This is a genomic window from Pseudomonas sp. CCI4.2 (assembly GCF_034350045.1).
Lineage (GTDB): Bacteria > Pseudomonadota > Gammaproteobacteria > Pseudomonadales > Pseudomonadaceae > Aquipseudomonas.
This window is the reverse complement of record NZ_CP133781.1, coordinates 2,944,017-2,960,244: the sequence shown is the minus strand read 5'-3', so window position 1 is coordinate 2,960,244 and position 16,228 is coordinate 2,944,017. Positions and strand designations below refer to the sequence as shown.

The window sequence follows — 16,228 nt, the reverse complement described above, 5'->3', positions numbered from 1 at the left end:
CTTCTACAGAAGTAGAAAACCCGACCATAAGGTCGGGCTTCAATCAGCGCAGCGACGGCCCCTGGAAGCCCATCCACATCGCCAATTGATTGGCCATGCTGACACCTAGCTTCTTCGAGAACCGATCAAACGGTGAATCTTCGACGGTGTAGTCGACAATGTCCTTCGCGCCGATCACTTCACGAGCGACGTAACTGGCATTGCCCAGGCCATCAATCAGACCCAACGGCAGCGCTTGCTCGCCGGTCCAGACCAATCCAGAGAACAACTCAGGGTGGTCTTTATCTTTCAGACGATCGCCGCGCCCTTGCTTCACGCTGGCGATGAACTGACGGTGCGTTGTATCCAGCACGCCCTGCCAGAACAATGTCTCGTCAGCCTTGGGTGGCTGGAACGGATCAAGAAACGCCTTGTGCTCACCCGAGGTGTAAGTCCGACGATCCACGCCCAGCTTGTCCATGATCCCGACAAACCCGAAACCGGCAGCCGTTACGCCGATCGAACCGACCAAACTGGCCTTGTCGGCATAGATCTGATCTGCGGCACTGGCGATGTAATAAGCGCCAGAGGCCCCGAGGTCACTGATGACCGCGTAGACCTTAATGTCAGGCTTTTCGGCACGCAGGCGACGAATCTCATCGTAGATATAACCGGCTTGTACCGGGCTGCCACCGGGACTATTGATGCGCAGGATCACACCCTTGGTCTTCGCGTCGTCAAACGCCGAACGCAGCGCACCGACGATATTATCGGCGCTGGCAGCTTCTTTATCGGCGATCATGCCCTGCACTTCGATCAATGCAGTATGTGGATCGCTCCGGGATCCACCGCCCTTGCCAAAGTCCATCAGCGGTGTGAACACCACCAACGCGCCAATCAGGTAAGCAAACGTCAGCAGCTTGAAGAAAATTCCCCAGCGCCGCGAACGACGCTGTTCCTGCACGCTTGCCAGCAAGGTTTTTTCCAGCAGCTTCCAACTTCTGTCGTCACCTTTAACGCCCTGGGCTTCAGCGCTGTCGCCTTTCCATTCGTCTGACATGTATTTATTACCTTAAAGAGACTCGATGCCTGGCGCACTCAACCAGCTACGCAACTCAGAAAAACGCTCGATGGCCAGACGCGGTTTGAATTCAAGCAGGGAAGCCAGCGATTGCGCCCCGTAACCCACCGCCACCGAATCCATACCCGCGTTATGCGCCATCAACAAGTCAAACGATGAATCACCCACCATCAGCGCGTGCTCGGGCGCCACGCCACAATGTTCAAGAATCTCGCGCAACATCAACGGATCGGGCTTGCTTGCGGACTCGTCGGCGGCACGCGTTATCTCAAAATAATCCTGCCACCCGTGGGCTTTCAATACCCGATCCAGGCCCCGGCGTGATTTCCCGGTGGCGACAGCCATTTGATAGCCGTCGGCCCGAAAGGCCGCCAGCGAATCCACCACGTCAGCAAACAAAGGTGATGGCTCGGCCTCAAGCGCCACATAACTGTCGGAATAATGCCTACGGAAATCCACCATCTGATCCGGGCTTATGTCCGGATACAACGTACCAATAGCCTCAGGCAAGCCCAGCCCAATGATGCCCTTGATCGCGAAGTCATCACGCACCGGCACATCACTGCGACTGGCCGCGACCTGCATGGCTTCAACGATACGACCAATAGAATCGGCAAGCGTGCCGTCCCAGTCAAAAATCAGCAGTTTATAATCACGGCGCACTCAGTCGCTCCACGGTCTTGGCCCACATTTCATCAACAGGCGCTTGAAGCTTCAATTCACCACCGTCCGGCAATGGCACCGTCAACATGTAGGCATGCAGGAACAGGCGCTTACCGCCGAGGTCTCGTATTTCCCGACTGAAATCTTCATCCCCGTACTTGGTATCACCGGCGATGCAATGCCCGGCATGCAGGGCGTGGACGCGAATCTGGTGGGTCCGCCCGGTGACCGGTTTGGCCTCGATCATGGTGGCGAAGTCACCGAAGCGGCGTAGCACCTTGAAAATCGTCAGCGCTTCTTTACCTTCCTCGTTGACTTCAACCATGCGCTCGCCTGAGCGCAGGTTGCTTTTAAGCAACGGTGCATTGACGCGCTTTTGCGCAGCGGGCCAGTTACCGCGAACCAGCGCCATGTAACGCTTATCAACGCCATCACCGCGAAGCTGCTCGTGCAAATGCCGCAACATGCTGCGTTTTTTGGCGATCATCAGCAGGCCCGAGGTGTCGCGGTCCAAGCGGTGAACCAGCTCCAGCTCCTTGGCATCCGGACGCATCTGACGAAAGGCTTCGATCACACCGTAATTCAACCCGCTGCCGCCGTGTACGGCGATGCCAGCGGGCTTGTTCAGCACGATCAAGGCTTTGTCTTCAAAGACGATGGCAGCCTCAAGTCGCTGTAAAAGGCCTTGTGCCAGCGGAACGGGTTCATCTCGCTCTGGTAGGCGCAGAGGCGGAACGCGAATGATGTCGCCGCCCTTGAGCTTGTACTCGGGCTTGATTCGACCTTTGTTCACCCGCACTTCACCCTTACGCAAAATGCGATAAATCAAGGTCTTAGGTACGCCCTTGAGGTAGGTGAAGAGAAAGTTATCGATGCGTTGACCGGCAAGTTCCGGCGCAACCTCAACCAGCTGGACGCCGGAGGTTGGGGGGGCAATATTCGTCATGCCGCAAATCATAACAATTTTTTATGGATTTGAAGCACTTAATGATTACTGCTATAGTCGCGAACGCCGCCAAAAGCGGCCTGGACAGCGGACTAGCGGTGTAACCACCGGCCCTGACCATCGCAATTCAAGAGGACGCAAGGCCGTCCGACGGGGCTTTCGCTGGATAACGAAGGTCTGGAAACGTAACAAGCGCAGGTGACATGAGGCCTGAAACAAGCCAGATCGCAGGGTTATCACTCGCCTTCTGAGCCCATATCCACGGCCAGTTCACAAAGTGCAGTCGCTTTCAGACGATTCGAGCGAATGTTTCGGAAATAACGCCTTAAGCCATGACGCGTGACCTTCCCTATCGAAGGTTGCGGTAAATGCCAACCCGCTGCGGATTCTGCGCGCGGCAGCACCCGAATTATCAGGGATACGTGTGGGGTGGAGACGCACAACCATTGGACTGTGTAGCACTAGGCTTTATTCAAGACGCTCATATCGTCCACTGCCAATGGTTGATTCCTCCTCCTGACAAAGCTTTTGCTGACAGGGTGTCTTTTGTCACCACAGCAAGCAGGATACGTCGTCGCGACTTCGACCCCTCTGGTTGAAACCTCGCTAGACACTGGAGTGGCCAACCGCTCCTGACGCGCCCTGACACCGACCGTGAGAAGTCGTGTGTGCCGAACGCCGTTTCCGGCAGCCCGGAAACCGACGGTACTACATGAAAAGAATGCTAATTAACGCAACTCAACCCGAAGAGTTGCGTGTCGCACTGGTAGATGGCCAACGCCTCTATGACCTGGACATCGAATCGGGCGCGCGCGAGCAGAAGAAGGCCAACATTTATAAAGGCCGGATTACTCGCATCGAACCAAGCCTTGAGGCTGCCTTTGTCGATTTCGGCTCCGAGCGCCACGGCTTCCTGCCCCTCAAAGAAATCTCCCGCGAATACTTCAAGAAAGCACCTGAAGGCCGCGTCAACATCAAGGATGTCTTGACCGAAGGTCAGGAAGTCATCGTTCAGGTCGAGAAAGAAGAACGTGGCAACAAGGGCGCAGCCCTGACCACTTTCATCAGCTTGGCCGGTCGTTACCTGGTGCTGATGCCGAACAACCCGCGTGCAGGCGGTATTTCCCGTCGCATCGAAGGCGAAGAACGCAACGAACTGCGTGAAGCGCTGAACGGCTTGATCGCCCCGGCTGACATGGGCCTGATCGTCCGCACTGCCGGCCTTGGCCGCAGCAGCGAAGAAATGCAGTGGGACCTCGACTACCTGCTGCAACTCTGGACTGCTATTAAAGAAGCGTCCCTTGATCGCTCCGCGCCGTTCCTGATCTATCAGGAAAGCAACGTGATCATCCGCGCCATCCGCGATTACCTGCGCCAGGACATCGGCGAAGTACTGATCGACAGCGTTGAAGCCCAGGAAGAAGCCTTGACGTTCATCCGTCAGGTGATGCCGCAATACGCCAGCAAGATCAAGCTCTACGAAGACAGCGTTCCGCTGTTCAACCGTTTCCAGATCGAAAGCCAGATCGAAACCGCGTTCCAGCGTGTTGTCGAACTGCCTTCCGGCGGCTCCATCGTTATCGATCCGACCGAGGCCCTGGTGTCCATCGACATCAACTCGGCGCGCGCTACCAAAGGCAGCGACATCGAAGAAACCGCGTTGCAAACCAATCTGGAAGCGGCTGAAGAAATCGCCCGCCAGCTGCGTCTACGCGATATCGGCGGCTTGATCGTCATTGACTTCATCGACATGACCCCAGCGAAAAATCAGCGCGCTGTGGAAGAAAAAGTACGCGAAAGCCTGGAACAAGACCGTGCCCGCGTCCAGGTCGGTCGCATCTCGCGTTTCGGCCTGCTGGAAATGTCCCGTCAACGCCTGCGTCCATCGCTGGGCGAAAGCAGCGGCATCGTTTGCCCGCGCTGCAACGGCACCGGCATCATTCGTGATGTGGAATCGCTGTCACTGGCCATCCTGCGCCTGATTGAAGAAGAAGCCCTGAAAGACCGCACCGCCGAAGTCCGCGCTCAAGTGCCGATTCCGGTTGCGGCTTTCCTGCTCAACGAAAAGCGTAACTCGATCACCAAGATCGAACTGCGCACCCGTGCGCGTATCGTCATCCTGCCGAACGACCATCTCGAAACGCCGCACTTCGAAGTGCAGCGCCTGCGTGATGACAGCCCGGAAGCTCACACCAACCAGTCAAGCTACGAAATCGCTGCCGCCGCCGCTGAAGTGGAAGAAGTTCCGCCACCAGCTGCCGCGACGCGTACCCTTGTTCGCCAGGAAGCTGCCGTCAAGACCGCCCCGCCGCGTGCCAACGCGCCGATGCCGGTTGAAGCTGCCGCCCCTGCTGCAACGGCCGTGAGCCTGCCTGAGCCAAGCCTGTTCAAAGGCCTGGTGAAATCCCTGGTCAGCCTGTTCGCCGTTAAAGAAGAGCCAACGCCGGTCGTGGTTGAAAAGCCAGCCGCTGAACGCCCTGCTGCACGGAACGACGAGCGCCGTAACGGTCGTCAACAGAGCCGCAGCCGTAATGGCCGCCGCGATGAAAAACCGCGGGAAGAACGTGCCGAACGCGCTCCACGTGAAGAACGGGCACCGCGCGAGGAACGTGCTCCCCGCGAAACCCGTGAAGAAGTCGCTGTTGTAGCCGCACCTCGCGAAGAACGTGCACCGCGCGCGCCTCGTGAAGAACGCGCCCCACGTGCTCCGCGTGAAGATCGCAAACCGCGCGAAGATCGCCCGGTGCGTGAATTGCGTGAAGCATTGGACGCGCCTGCTGCTGCGCCTGAAGCCCGTAGCGAAGAACGTCTGGATCGCGCACCGCGTGAAGAACGCCAGCCGCGCGAGCCTCGTGCCCCGCGTGAAGAGCGTCAACCTCGGGTCGAACAGCCTGCGGTAGCTGCAGCGGTAGCGGTCGCTGAAGACGAAGAAGACGATGCGCTGACCAACGAAGAACTGCTGGATGACAACCAGGATGGCGCCGAAGGCGATCGCCCTCGTCGTCGTTCGCGTGGCCAACGTCGTCGCAGCAACCGTCGTGAGCGTCAACGTGATGCCAACGGCAATGTGATCGAAGGTTCGGAAGGTTCTGAATCCGAGGGTTCCGAATCCGAAGAAGCGGCTCACAGCGAGCCAAGCACCTCTGATTTGGCTGCCGGTCTGGCTGTAACCGCCGCGGTTGCCAGCAGCGTGATCAGCGCGCCAGCCGAAGCCGACGCACATCGCCAGGCTGAACGTGCCACTGCTGCGGTCGACGCTTACGAAGCGCCGGTTGTAGAAGCACCCGTCGTCGAGGTGCCAGTGGTTGAAGCACCTATCGTTGAAACGCCGGTTGCTCACGTTGCACCGCACGTCGAAGCGACGCCGGACGTTGAAGTCCAGCACGCGCCTCGTGAAGAAGCGGCTGTTGCACACTACGCACCTGTTGCCGCTCAAGCCGAGCTGTTCAGCGCCCCTGTTAGCGAGCACGTTGCTGCGTTCAACAGCGCTCCGGTACACGAAGAGGTTCAGGCGACTGAATCCTCGGAAATGCCGACCCAAGCCCCTGCCGCCCCAGTGGTCGCACAAGCGCCGGTTGAAGCGCCTGCTCCGATAGTGGTTGCTGCGCAAATCGAAGCGCCACACGTACCTGAAGCGGTCGTTGAACCGGCGGCTGTTGTCAGCAGCACAGGCCGCGCACCAAACGATCCTCGTGAAGTGCGTCGTCGCAAGCTTGAAGCCGCGCGCCTGCAGAAAGAAGCTGAAGAAGCAGCCGCCAACGCTCCCCAGGTTGTCGTCGCTGTAGAGCCAGCTCCGGTTGCTGAAGTCGAACCGACCCAGCACGTTGCAAGCGCCGAACACACTGCCACTGAACCCACTGCACCGGTGATCGATGAAAACCTGCGCTCGGCTGAAGAAGTAGTGCTGCACCACCCAGAAGCTCTGGAAGAAAGCAAAGAGCCTAAACCGCTCGCTTAATCCTGGCTGACGAAAAGCCCCCGTTTGCGCAAGCACACGGGGGCTTTTTTATGTCTACTGTGTAGGAGATCCCGATCCGTCGCGTAGCAAACTGAGTAGCACTGTGTGTTGTTTGAGATTGCAGAGTGTCAGGATTGAAACCTTCCCGAATGGATTCGGTCCCACCGATTGTGAAGATGCGCAGATTTTTGTAGGGCCCCAAGGGCCTTCGCCATCCAGTTGGCTCCTACAGAGAGTGTGCACGCTGTAAGAGCCAACTTGTTTGAGGGATGCAGTGAGCTGTTACTGCGACACAGGGGCCTTGGCTGGGTCCTTGCTCATGGTGCCTTTCTTCATGGTGCCTTTAGACATATTGTCTTTGCTCATGTTGTCTTTGCTCATGTTGCCTTTTTTCATGGCACCCTTTTTGGACATGTTCATGTCGTCTTTAGTCGGGGCGGCTTGTTTCGCCGGATCACTATTCAAATCGTCTTGGGCCGCACTGTTTTGGCTGATGCTGTTTTTTTTCATCACATCCTTGGACATGGTGCTTGTGCTCATGGGATTGCCGCTGGTGGTCTCCGCCGCGAAAGCGCTGCCAACAGCACCCAACCCCACGCACATGGACAATACGAATGCAGATAATTTTTTCACGAGAATTTACCTTTGATCGTTAGTTTCGAGAGGCGTACAGCGGGTGGCTGCACGCCCTTGGTTACTTGCTAACTGGCTCCAGTTTTGAGCCCTCGCGGTAACGAAGTCCTCACGCCTACTTCGATTAAATGTGATAACTCGTCCTCCACTTATACGGTCAGATCCTTTGAGCCTTCAAAGATTCAGAAATATAATCGGCTTGCCAAATCGCCAGGGTGACGACGATAACGTTGGGTTTTCCGCAGCGCTGGTGGGTCCTACAGAAATTTAGGGATTGAACACCAATGCCGCTGGCGTATCGACGTCCCATAGCACTCCCGGGTCATTAACCGCGATTTCCCGCAGCGACCCGGCCTGAAACAAACGCTTGGCACCCCGTTCTCCAGATAAGGCCATCAATGCCAGGCAAAACCGTCGGCCGAACGCCACAGGATGGCCGAGTTCTGCCCCGCTGACGGGCACACTGATCATTCCATCCTCTAACGAGTCAATCAGCCGCGTCAGGGTTTCAGGCAATACAAACGGCATGTCACCCAGTACCACCAACCAACCGCGATGGTCGGGCTGAGCTGAAATGGCTGCAGCAATGGTGTCGCCCATTCCGCCCGAATCCAGTAACTCTATTTCGCAGCCGTAGCGCCTCCCAAGTTCAATCACCTCAAGGCGATCAGGTCGGGTCAGCAACAGCCTCTTGTCCCCCGCGTTCATACCCGACTGAAGATTAATCAGCACCTGTTCAAGCACCGGCCGCATAACCCCATCGAGTCCGAGGCAAGGCGCTAAGAGTTTGTCCTGATCGGCACCCGCAATCGCCCGAAAACGGCTGCCCTGCCCCGCAGCAAGGACCACCGAACAGACTGTCGTGCTCAATGCTCAATCTCGGCAGTCAGCGGCTTCTTCTGCTTCAACGCGATGCCGTTTTTGATCGTGACGATTTCAGCCATCAACGACAGCGCGATTTCTGCGGGCGTGTGACTGCCTATGTGCAGACCAATCGGTCCATGCAAGCGCTCGATGGACTCCGCGCTCAAGCCTAATTGCGCCAGGTTTTCCCGACGCTTCTGGCTGTTGACCCGCGACCCCAGCGCACCGATATAAAACGCTTTAGAACTCAGCGCCGTCAGTAACGCCATGTCGTCCAGGCGGGGGTCATGGGTGAGCGCGACGATGGCCGTGCGCTCGTCGGTCTCGATAGTAAGCACCGCGTCGTCCGGCATTCCGGGCACGAAGCGCGTTTTTTGGTCTTCCCAACCGTAGGCAAATTCCTTGCGCGGATCACAAATCAGCACTTCAAAATCCAGCAGATGAGCCATCTCAGCTACATAACGCGACAACTGTCCGGCGCCGATCAGCAGCAAACGCCAACGCGGACCATAGATCGTACGCAGGGTTTGCCCATCGAAACTGACTTGATCGCCGCGACTGGCGGGATGCAGGCTCACCGCGCCGGACTTTAAATCCAGCTCCCGAGCCACCAGTTGGTGGTCCTCGCACCGTTGCAGCAACTCGGCGACCCACTGTTCATCGCCGACCCACTCCTCCGTCAGGCGCAAAGTGCCCCCGCATGGCAAACCGAAGCGGGCGGCTTCCTCCTGCGTTACGCCGTAGGTGACTAACTGGACCTCATCGCGGACCTGTAGACGACCGTCCTGCAAACGCGAAATCAGGTCGTCTTCAATACAACCGCCAGACACCGAGCCAATCACCATGCCGTCCTCACGTAGCGCTAACATCGCGCCAGGCGGCCGAGGGGCGCTGCCCCAGGTTTGAACCACGCTGTACAACACCACGCGCTGACCGGCACGGCGCCAATCAAGCACACTGCGCAAGACATTCAAATCGACACTGTCCATCACAGGTTCGCCTGTTTTGATTGCAAGAATACGAACACGTGAGACAGCACAATAGACCGAAAAAGTCAGCCGAACCTCAATAAAGGTTTGGCTCCATGTCGAGTGTTACCTGATAGCGCTGGGCAATGTCAGTTTGAATCCGTTGCGCGAGGTCCAGCAATTGCAGACCGGTGGCACTGCCGTAGTTGACCAGCACCAACGACTGCAAGCGATGCACGCCCGCATCGCCGTCGCGAAAACCCTTCCAGCCCGCCTGCTCGATCAACCAGCCTGCTGCCAGCTTTACCTGACCGTCAGCCTGTGGATAACTTATCAGCCCTGGGTGTTCACGCTTCAAGTCGGCGGCCAACGAAGCAGCCACCAGTGGATTTTTGAAGAAGCTGCCAGCATTCCCCAGTACGGCGGGGTCAGGCAGCTTCTCACGACGAATCGCGCAGATCGCTAAGCTGACATCCTTGGGCGTCGGCTGGCTGATGCCTTGTTCGTCAAGACGCTGACGCACCGGGCCGTATTCAAGGTGCAACCTTGCGGTACGGCTAAGTCCGAAGCGCACTCGCAAAATCAGCCAACGATCCGGGTGGTGCTTGAACACGCTGTCGCGATAAGCGAAGGCGCAATCGCTGAGGGTAAAATCACGCAACTCACCGGTCTGCCGGTCTAGCGCTGTCAGGCTGTGGAAAATATTCTTGATCTCAACCCCGTAGGCGCCGATGTTCTGCATCGGCGCGGCGCCGACAGTACCGGGGATCAAGCTGAGGTTTTCCAGACCGGACAAGCCTTGCTCAAGGGTCCAGAGCACGAACCCGTGCCAGCCCTCACCGGCCTCGGCTTCGATAATGACCTGTTCACCGTCATCGCTAAGGATCCGGATGCCGCGAGTGGCCATGCGCAAGACCAACGCCTGAACGTGCGCCGTTAGCAGCAAATTACTGCCACCGCCGATCACCAGCAGCGGCAGCGCGTGCTCAACCGAGAACGTGAGCGCCTCACGGACGTCTTCATCGTTATGCGCTTCGGCAAAAGCCTGGGCCTGTACCTCCACGCCGAACGTATTGAACGGTTTGAGAGAAACCCCGGCCCGCAGCTGCAACGTCATCAAACCTCCAGCAAGCGTCGCACGCGCTCAAGGTCTTCAGCGGTGTCGACACCGGGAGGCGGTGTTTCGATTGCGTCGGCGACGTGAATCCGCACGCCGTGCCACAACGCACGCAGTTGCTCCAGATGCTCGGTGTCTTCCAACCAACAAGGACCCCAACTGACGAAATCGTGCAAGAAGCCCGCGCGATAGGCGTAAATCCCGATGTGTCGGCGATACGGTACGCCCGCAGCCAGTTGATCGCAGTCCTGGGCCAAGGCGTCACGCGCCCACGGCAAGGGTGCGCGGCTAAAGGTCAGCGCCAACCCATTGATGTCGGCAACGACTTTGACCACGTTGGGATTGAACAAGGCCGCCACGTCATCAATGGGCTCGGCCAAGGTCGACATCCGCGCCTCGGGGTGTCCCGCGAGGGTGGCCGCCACTTGATCGATCACCGCAGGCGGGATCATCGGTTCGTCGCCCTGCACATTGACCACAATGGCATCGGCTGCCAGACCCAACTGGGTAGCGACTTCTGCCAGCCGGTCGGTGCCGGAATTATGATCGTCGCGGGTCAGCAATACTTCGGCACCAAACACACGGCAGGCGTCGACAATACGGGTATCGTCAGTCGCGATCACGACCCGATCCGCGCTGCTTTTTAGCGCCTGTTCCCAGACGTGCTGAATCATCGGTTTCCCAGCAATCAGCTTCAATGGCTTGCCGGGAAAACGGCTTGAGCCATAACGCGCCGGGATCACGACGGTGAACACGACGGTCATTTATCCAGACGCTCGTCAGTGGTCAGGGTCCGCGCTTCGCTTTCCAGCATCACCGGAATGCCATCGCGAATCGGATAAGCCAGGCCCGCGCCTTTGCTGATCAGCTCGGTTTTGTCAGCGCTGAGCTTGAGCGGCCCTTTACAGATGGGGCAAGCGAGGATGTCGAGCAGTTTGGTGTCCATAAGAAGTCCTGAGGTGCGGTTATGGAAAAGGGGGCAACAGGCGCTGCAATTGTGCGTCGAACCAAACGATGAACGCGGCCGATGGCTCGGCATCCACCGCTAGGTACCACCAGTCATCGCCCGCAAAGGCCCGGCATTTCACGGCATCCTTCTCGGTCATGATCAGCGGCAATGCAGGGGTGAAACTCAAGGCCTCGACACTGTAAGCAGCATGGTCTGCAAACGCGTGAGGTATCGGGCGCCAGTGTAGCCCTTTGAGGGTATTGAAGAAACGTTGCGGGTTGCCGATGCCAGCCACTGCGTGCAGCGCTTGCCCGGCGGGAAAATGGGACAACGGTTGCCGCTCGCCACTGCGCAGATTGACCACAGTGGTGGGTGTGAGCACAAAACCAAAACCGTCTTCGCGGTCGTTGGCCGCGCCGTTGTAAAGCAGCGCATCGACGCTCTCAAGGCGCTCCACCGGTTCGCGCAAAGGGCCTGCGGGCAGGCAGCGCCGATTACCCAAACCGCGCGCGGCATCGATTAGCACCACTTCCAGGTCCCGGGCCAAGCGGTAATGCTGCAAGCCGTCATCGGATAAAATCAGGTCCAGCGGTTCGGCAGCAAGCAAGGCGCGCACCGCATTGCTTCGATCAGGGTCGATCATCACTGGAGCGCCGCTGCGTTGCGCGATCAGCAGCGGTTCATCGCCGGCTTCTTGCGGGCTTTGATCGGCATTGACGCGCCACGGCAAACTCGGCGGTTTGGCCCCGTAACCACGGCTGACCACCCCAACGCGCAGACCACGACGGCGGCAGTGCTCGATCATCCAGAGAATCATCGGCGTCTTGCCGGTGCCGCCCACGGTGATATTGCCCACCACCAACACTGGCACCGGTGCCCGGTAAATAGAACCTTCACCGGCCAGAAAACGCGCACGCTTGCCGTTCACTACCCGGCGATAGAGCCATTCCAGCGGGCGCAACAGACCAAGCGCGGGATGGCCGTGATACCAGGCGGTGAGTAAACGATCGGTCAGGGCCATCAGTTAACCGTTGGCGCCTCGACCGTGGTCATGCGCAGGCGGCTGAAACCCAGCTTGCCTGCCGCGTCCATGGCGGTGATCACTGCTTGATGAGGGGTTTTGCCATCCGCGCTGATCGACAACGGCAATGTGGTATCGCCTGAGGATTCCTTTTGCAGCGCTTGGATCAAGGACGGCAAATCATTTTTTGGCAGCAATTGGTTATTCAGCGAATAAATGCCGTCGGCACTGATCGCGATGTCCAGGTGCTTAAGCTCGGAGTTCTCCTCCGGGGTGCCGGTCACCGCTTGCGGCAATTCGACACGCAGCTGGGTCTCCCGGGTGAAGGTCGTCGTCACAACAAAGAACAACAGCAGAATGAACACCACGTCGATCAATGACACGAGGTTGATGTCGATGTTCTCCCGCGGCCTGCGGCGGCGAAATTTCACTTTTTCTTGCCCTCGGCCAAGTCGACATCACGGTCGCCTTGCACCACTTCAACCAACTTGATCGCTTCCTGCTCCATGCCCACGACCAGTTCGTCGACCCGGCTTTGCAGGAATCGATGAAAGAAGATCGCCGGTATCCCGACCATCAGGCCCGAAGCGGTACAGATCAAGGCTTTGGAGATACCGCCAGCCAAAATCGCGGCGTTGGTGGTCATGCCCGAGTTCATGAACGAACCAAAGATGTCGATCATCCCCAGCACGGTGCCGAGCAGACCGAGCAACGGCGCCATGGCCGCAATCGTGCCCAAGGCGCTCAAATAGCGTTCGAGTTCATGAATGACCCGTGCTGCGGCCTCTTCGATGCACTCTTTCATGATCTCGCGACCGTGCCGCGAGTTGGCCAGACCGGCCGCAAGGATTTCCCCCAGCGGTGAGTCAGCGCGCAGTTCCCGGAGTTTTTCCTTGTTCAGTTGCTTGTCTTTGATCCAGCGCCAGACCTGACCGAGCAAGTGCGGCGGGGTTATACGGCTGGCACGCAAGGTCCAGAGTCGCTCGATAATGATCGCGACAGCGACGATGGAACTCAGAATGATCGGCAGCATCATCCAACCGCCTGATTTAACCAGTTCCCACACAGTAACGACCCCCGAAAAAAGTGGCGCCACTCTACCATAGGGGCGCCCGCACACCGAACCCTGCGATGAGTTACTGCACCATTCAATCGCGCCAGAAACGCCGCCCAGCACGTTCCGCCTGCGGCTGATTGTATCGCCCCAATTGCAGATGAATGGCGCCTAGCTCCGCGCTGTCATAAGGCTGTATCGACAACGCTGCAAAACGCGCCATTACACGAGGATGGGGGTGTCCGAAGGCATTATTGCGACCCCGGGAGATCAGCACCCCCTCCGGTTCGACAGCCTTTAGAAACACCATCGACGAAGAACTTCGGCTGCCGTGGTGGGGGGCCTGTAACCAGCGTGCGCGCAGATCGAAATCGCTGTCGATCGCCACGCGCTCGGCGGCGGCATCGATATCCCCGGTCAGCAGCAAACGTTCACCGTTGGCGTCGACCATCAACACACAGGACGCCGGATTGCTCTCTGTCGCCGCCTCCCAGCGCCACGTCGTGAACTGCACGCCGTCCCATTCCCAGCGTTCGCCGCTTTTGCAGAACTGTGCATTCAACGCTGCAGGCACTTCGGTCGCTTCGCCGCTGAGCACGCGCGCAACGGGCAAGCCCTCATAGACCGCCATGGCGCCACCAATGTGATCGGCGTGGGCATGGCTGAGCAACATAACGTCGAGACGGCGCACCCCGGTTTTGCGGATGGCGGGCAACACCACCCGCTGGCCGATATCAAAATCCCCATAGCGTGGACCGGCATCGAACAACAACGTGTGCCCGCGGGTGCGCAGCAACACCGCCAAGCCTTGGCCCACGTCCAACTGCAACACCTCGACCTGACCGTGCGGAACAGCTTTCAGCGGTGGAAATACGCACAGCAGCAACAACGGCCATCCCAACAGACGCAACGGCACGCCACTGGGCAGTAACAATAAGACGCCGCCCAACAGGCTCAGCCACCAGGCCCACCAAGGGACGGCGCTGCCTGTCCAGGCCGGCATCATTGCGCCGATCAGGGCCAAGCCTTGAAACAACCACTCCAACAACCCACCTGCCAGCCATAACAACCCCTCGCCCAGCACCGGCACAGGTAACAGCAACGTGCCGAGCAAGGCCAGCGGCAACACCACCACGCTGACCCACGGCACCGCGAATAAATTGGCCAATGGCCCGCTGACGCTGACCGGCAGGTTCAGCGCCAGTAACACCGGCAGCAATCCGATGGCGATCAACCATTGGGCGCGAGTCCAACTCTGCAGCCAACTCCATTTACCCAAACGACCGCTGAACACCAGGATCAGGATGCCCACTGCCGCGAACGACAGCCAAAACCCTGGCTGCAAACTGACCAGCGGTTCGAACACCAGCACCGCGTTCAGCGATAACAGCAACGGCCACCCCACGCCCAGATGCCGAAAACGCAACCGCCAAAGCAAGACCATGCCGATCATGGTGCAGGCACGCCGCACTGGGACTTCGAAACCCGCGAGCAAGCCATAACCGAGTGCCGCAGCAAATGCCAAACCACAGGCCCAGGGCAACCAAGGTAGACGGCGCGGCCACAAGCCCCAACGGGCCAACCCGGCGACCAGCATGTAAATCAACCCGGCCAACAAGCTGATGTGCTGACCCGAGATCACCAATAAATGCACGGTGCCGGTGTCCTGCAACACCTGCCAATCGGTGGTGCTCAGCCCCGAGTCATCGCCCAACACCAAGGCCGCCAGCCCCCCTTCTCGACCTTGGGCATCAACGGCCAACAAGTGCTGACGCAGCGCATCGCGCCACGCTGAAGTAGCGGGCGCACGTCGCTGACCGTCAACCACCGTGCCCGTTGCGCCAATACGCTGCGCGAGAAGCCAGGCCTCGTAGTCAAACGAGTCGGGGTTGACCAACCCCGTCGGACGCTTGAGTTTGACCGCCAAGCGCCACTGCTCACCGCTGCGCACCGGTGGTCCGCCGTACCACGACAGACGCATGCGCTGCGGCAACTCGCTGCGCCGGGATTGTGCGCCGTCCAATTGAAACCGAACCACACCCTCGGCCGACTGCGGCAGCCCGACCACTTTGCCTTCTAGCCATAACGTCTGGCCGTCGAGGCGAATTGGCAGGCGATCATTCAGTGCAGACTGGGCCGAGAGACACGCCCAACTGAAACCAAACAGAAAAAACGCCAGTGGATAACTGCGAAACGGCAACAGCATCAGCGCCATGATGGGCATCAACCACGCCAACCACGTCGGCGGCAATACGGGCAAAAAGCGAACGGCTAAAAGCCCCAGCGCGAGCGCCACCATCCCTGTGCGCATAGTCATACCTTTTAAGAGTCAGCCCTTTGGATTAGCCCACTCAGCCAGCCACCGCTTTATTAATTGTCACAAAGTCTAAATTTGATGTGCGCAGAATCTATGCATACTGACCGCCACTTTTGAGACGGAAAGCCGTATGCCGCGTCGTCTGATCAAACGTTTCATGCCGGATCCGACCAGCATCAGGGAACACAAATCCTTACGCTATTTCGGGCGGTTCCTGCAGGATCCAAACCTGTGGCACCTCAATCGGCACTCCGTTTCCCGCGCCATGGCGCTGGGTTTGTTTGCCGCGCTGATGCCAATCCCGTTTCAAATGCTATTGGCTGCGGCCTTGGCCATCGCACTGCGCGGCAACCTGCCGATTGGCATCAGCCTGGTGTGGCTGACCAACCCGATCACCATGCCGCCGGTGTTTTATTGCACCTACAAAATCGGCTCATGGTTGCTGCAACTTCCCCCGCGCCATTTCCCGTCCGAACTGACCTGGGACTGGATCAGCGGACAGCTCTCCACCGTGTGGCAGCCTTTATTGCTGGGCTCGATGATGGCAGGCTTGGTGTTTGGCGCGCTGGGGTTCGGACTGATCCAGCTCTACTGGCGCTGGTCGGTAAGTAGGCGGTGGAGACTGAGGAGGGAAAAGCGTGGGTGAATCTGAGGGACCGCGTCGCCTGCTTCGCGAAC

Annotated in this window: 15 protein-coding genes; 2 read left to right on the top strand and 13 right to left on the bottom strand. The window is 58.6% G+C overall.

The window, feature by feature from the left end:
* Positions 1 to 43: 43 nt before the first annotated feature.
* The 3 genes from RHM65_RS13435 to rluC are packed head-to-tail and all read right to left on the bottom strand — an operon-like array spanning position 44 to position 2,669.
* Complete coding sequence (locus RHM65_RS13435) at positions 44 to 1,039, bottom strand: S49 family peptidase (RefSeq protein WP_322165488.1); 996 nt, start codon at positions 1,037 to 1,039, stop codon at positions 44 to 46.
* A 12-nt stretch (positions 1,040 to 1,051) separates the two neighbouring features.
* Complete coding sequence (locus tag RHM65_RS13430) at positions 1,052 to 1,723, bottom strand: HAD-IA family hydrolase (protein WP_322165489.1); 672 nt, start codon at positions 1,721 to 1,723, stop codon at positions 1,052 to 1,054.
* Positions 1,713 to 2,669 (bottom strand): 23S rRNA pseudouridine(955/2504/2580) synthase RluC, encoded by a 957-nt coding sequence (rluC, locus tag RHM65_RS13425; RefSeq protein WP_322165490.1) that lies wholly within the window; start codon positions 2,667 to 2,669, stop codon positions 1,713 to 1,715. Before rluC ends, RHM65_RS13430 begins: the two co-directional genes overlap by 11 nt.
* A gap of 712 nt (positions 2,670 to 3,381) precedes the next feature.
* Between rluC and rne the strand changes: the two genes are divergently transcribed.
* A complete protein-coding gene (gene rne, locus RHM65_RS13420) occupies positions 3,382 to 6,627 on the top strand; it encodes a ribonuclease E (protein ID WP_322165491.1) in 3,246 nt (1,081 codons plus the stop codon).
* 282 nt (positions 6,628 to 6,909) lie between these two features.
* On the opposite strand, the gene RHM65_RS13415 is transcribed toward rne, so the two are convergent.
* The 10 genes from RHM65_RS13415 to RHM65_RS13370 form a co-directional block, all read right to left on the bottom strand.
* Complete coding sequence (locus tag RHM65_RS13415) at positions 6,910 to 7,260, bottom strand: hypothetical protein (protein ID WP_322165492.1); 351 nt, start codon at positions 7,258 to 7,260, stop codon at positions 6,910 to 6,912.
* A gap of 267 nt (positions 7,261 to 7,527) precedes the next feature.
* On the bottom strand, positions 7,528 to 8,130 hold the full coding sequence (locus RHM65_RS13410; RefSeq protein WP_322183555.1) for a nucleotidyltransferase family protein: 603 nt from the start codon (positions 8,128 to 8,130) through the stop codon (positions 7,528 to 7,530).
* Entirely contained in the window at positions 8,127 to 9,113 is a 987-nt protein-coding gene (locus RHM65_RS13405) for an XdhC family protein (RefSeq protein ID WP_322183553.1), read from the bottom strand. Before RHM65_RS13405 ends, RHM65_RS13410 begins: the two co-directional genes overlap by 4 nt.
* Positions 9,114 to 9,189: 76 nt before the next feature.
* A complete protein-coding gene (murB, locus tag RHM65_RS13400) occupies positions 9,190 to 10,209 on the bottom strand; it encodes a UDP-N-acetylmuramate dehydrogenase (protein ID WP_322183551.1) in 1,020 nt (339 codons plus the stop codon).
* Entirely contained in the window at positions 10,209 to 10,973 is a 765-nt protein-coding gene (gene kdsB, locus RHM65_RS13395) for a 3-deoxy-manno-octulosonate cytidylyltransferase (RefSeq protein ID WP_322165496.1), read from the bottom strand. The genes murB and kdsB overlap by 1 nt, the downstream gene beginning before the upstream one ends.
* Complete coding sequence (locus tag RHM65_RS13390) at positions 10,970 to 11,155, bottom strand: Trm112 family protein (protein WP_003174668.1); 186 nt, start codon at positions 11,153 to 11,155, stop codon at positions 10,970 to 10,972. Before RHM65_RS13390 ends, kdsB begins: the two co-directional genes overlap by 4 nt.
* A 19-nt stretch (positions 11,156 to 11,174) precedes the next feature.
* Positions 11,175 to 12,179, bottom strand: a complete 1,005-nt coding sequence (gene lpxK / locus RHM65_RS13385) for a tetraacyldisaccharide 4'-kinase (RefSeq protein WP_322183549.1) — start codon at positions 12,177 to 12,179, stop codon at positions 11,175 to 11,177.
* Entirely contained in the window at positions 12,179 to 12,610 is a 432-nt protein-coding gene (locus RHM65_RS13380; protein WP_322165498.1) for a biopolymer transporter ExbD, read from the bottom strand. The genes lpxK and RHM65_RS13380 overlap by 1 nt, the downstream gene beginning before the upstream one ends.
* Positions 12,607 to 13,245, bottom strand: a complete 639-nt coding sequence (locus tag RHM65_RS13375; RefSeq protein WP_322165499.1) for a MotA/TolQ/ExbB proton channel family protein — start codon at positions 13,243 to 13,245, stop codon at positions 12,607 to 12,609. The genes RHM65_RS13380 and RHM65_RS13375 overlap by 4 nt, the downstream gene beginning before the upstream one ends.
* Positions 13,246 to 13,327: 82 nt before the next feature.
* Entirely contained in the window at positions 13,328 to 15,544 is a 2,217-nt protein-coding gene (locus RHM65_RS13370; protein ID WP_322165500.1) for a DNA internalization-related competence protein ComEC/Rec2, read from the bottom strand.
* A 136-nt stretch (positions 15,545 to 15,680) separates the two neighbouring features.
* Here RHM65_RS13370 and RHM65_RS13365 point away from each other — a divergent pair, with 136 nt between their 5' ends.
* A complete protein-coding gene (locus RHM65_RS13365; protein ID WP_322165501.1) occupies positions 15,681 to 16,196 on the top strand; it encodes a DUF2062 domain-containing protein in 516 nt (171 codons plus the stop codon).
* Positions 16,197 to 16,228: the final 32 nt, after the last annotated feature.

Coding starts and splice junctions, on each gene's coding strand:
- RHM65_RS13435 (WP_322165488.1), bottom strand. CDS start 1,039: ATGTCAGACGAATGGAAAGGCGACAGCGCTGAAGCCCAGGGCGTTAAA.
- rluC (WP_322165490.1), bottom strand. CDS start 2,669: ATGACGAATATTGCCCCCCCAACCTCCGGCGTCCAGCTGGTTGAGGTT.
- rne (WP_322165491.1), top strand. CDS start 3,382: ATGAAAAGAATGCTAATTAACGCAACTCAACCCGAAGAGTTGCGTGTC.
- RHM65_RS13405 (WP_322183553.1), bottom strand. CDS start 9,113: ATGGACAGTGTCGATTTGAATGTCTTGCGCAGTGTGCTTGATTGGCGC.
- murB (WP_322183551.1), bottom strand. CDS start 10,209: ATGACGTTGCAGCTGCGGGCCGGGGTTTCTCTCAAACCGTTCAATACG.
- kdsB (WP_322165496.1), bottom strand. CDS start 10,973: ATGACCGTCGTGTTCACCGTCGTGATCCCGGCGCGTTATGGCTCAAGC.
- RHM65_RS13390 (WP_003174668.1), bottom strand. CDS start 11,155: ATGGACACCAAACTGCTCGACATCCTCGCTTGCCCCATCTGTAAAGGG.
- lpxK (WP_322183549.1), bottom strand. CDS start 12,179: ATGGCCCTGACCGATCGTTTACTCACCGCCTGGTATCACGGCCATCCC.
- RHM65_RS13370 (WP_322165500.1), bottom strand. CDS start 15,544: ATGCGCACAGGGATGGTGGCGCTCGCGCTGGGGCTTTTAGCCGTTCGC.
- RHM65_RS13365 (WP_322165501.1), top strand. CDS start 15,681: ATGCCGCGTCGTCTGATCAAACGTTTCATGCCGGATCCGACCAGCATC.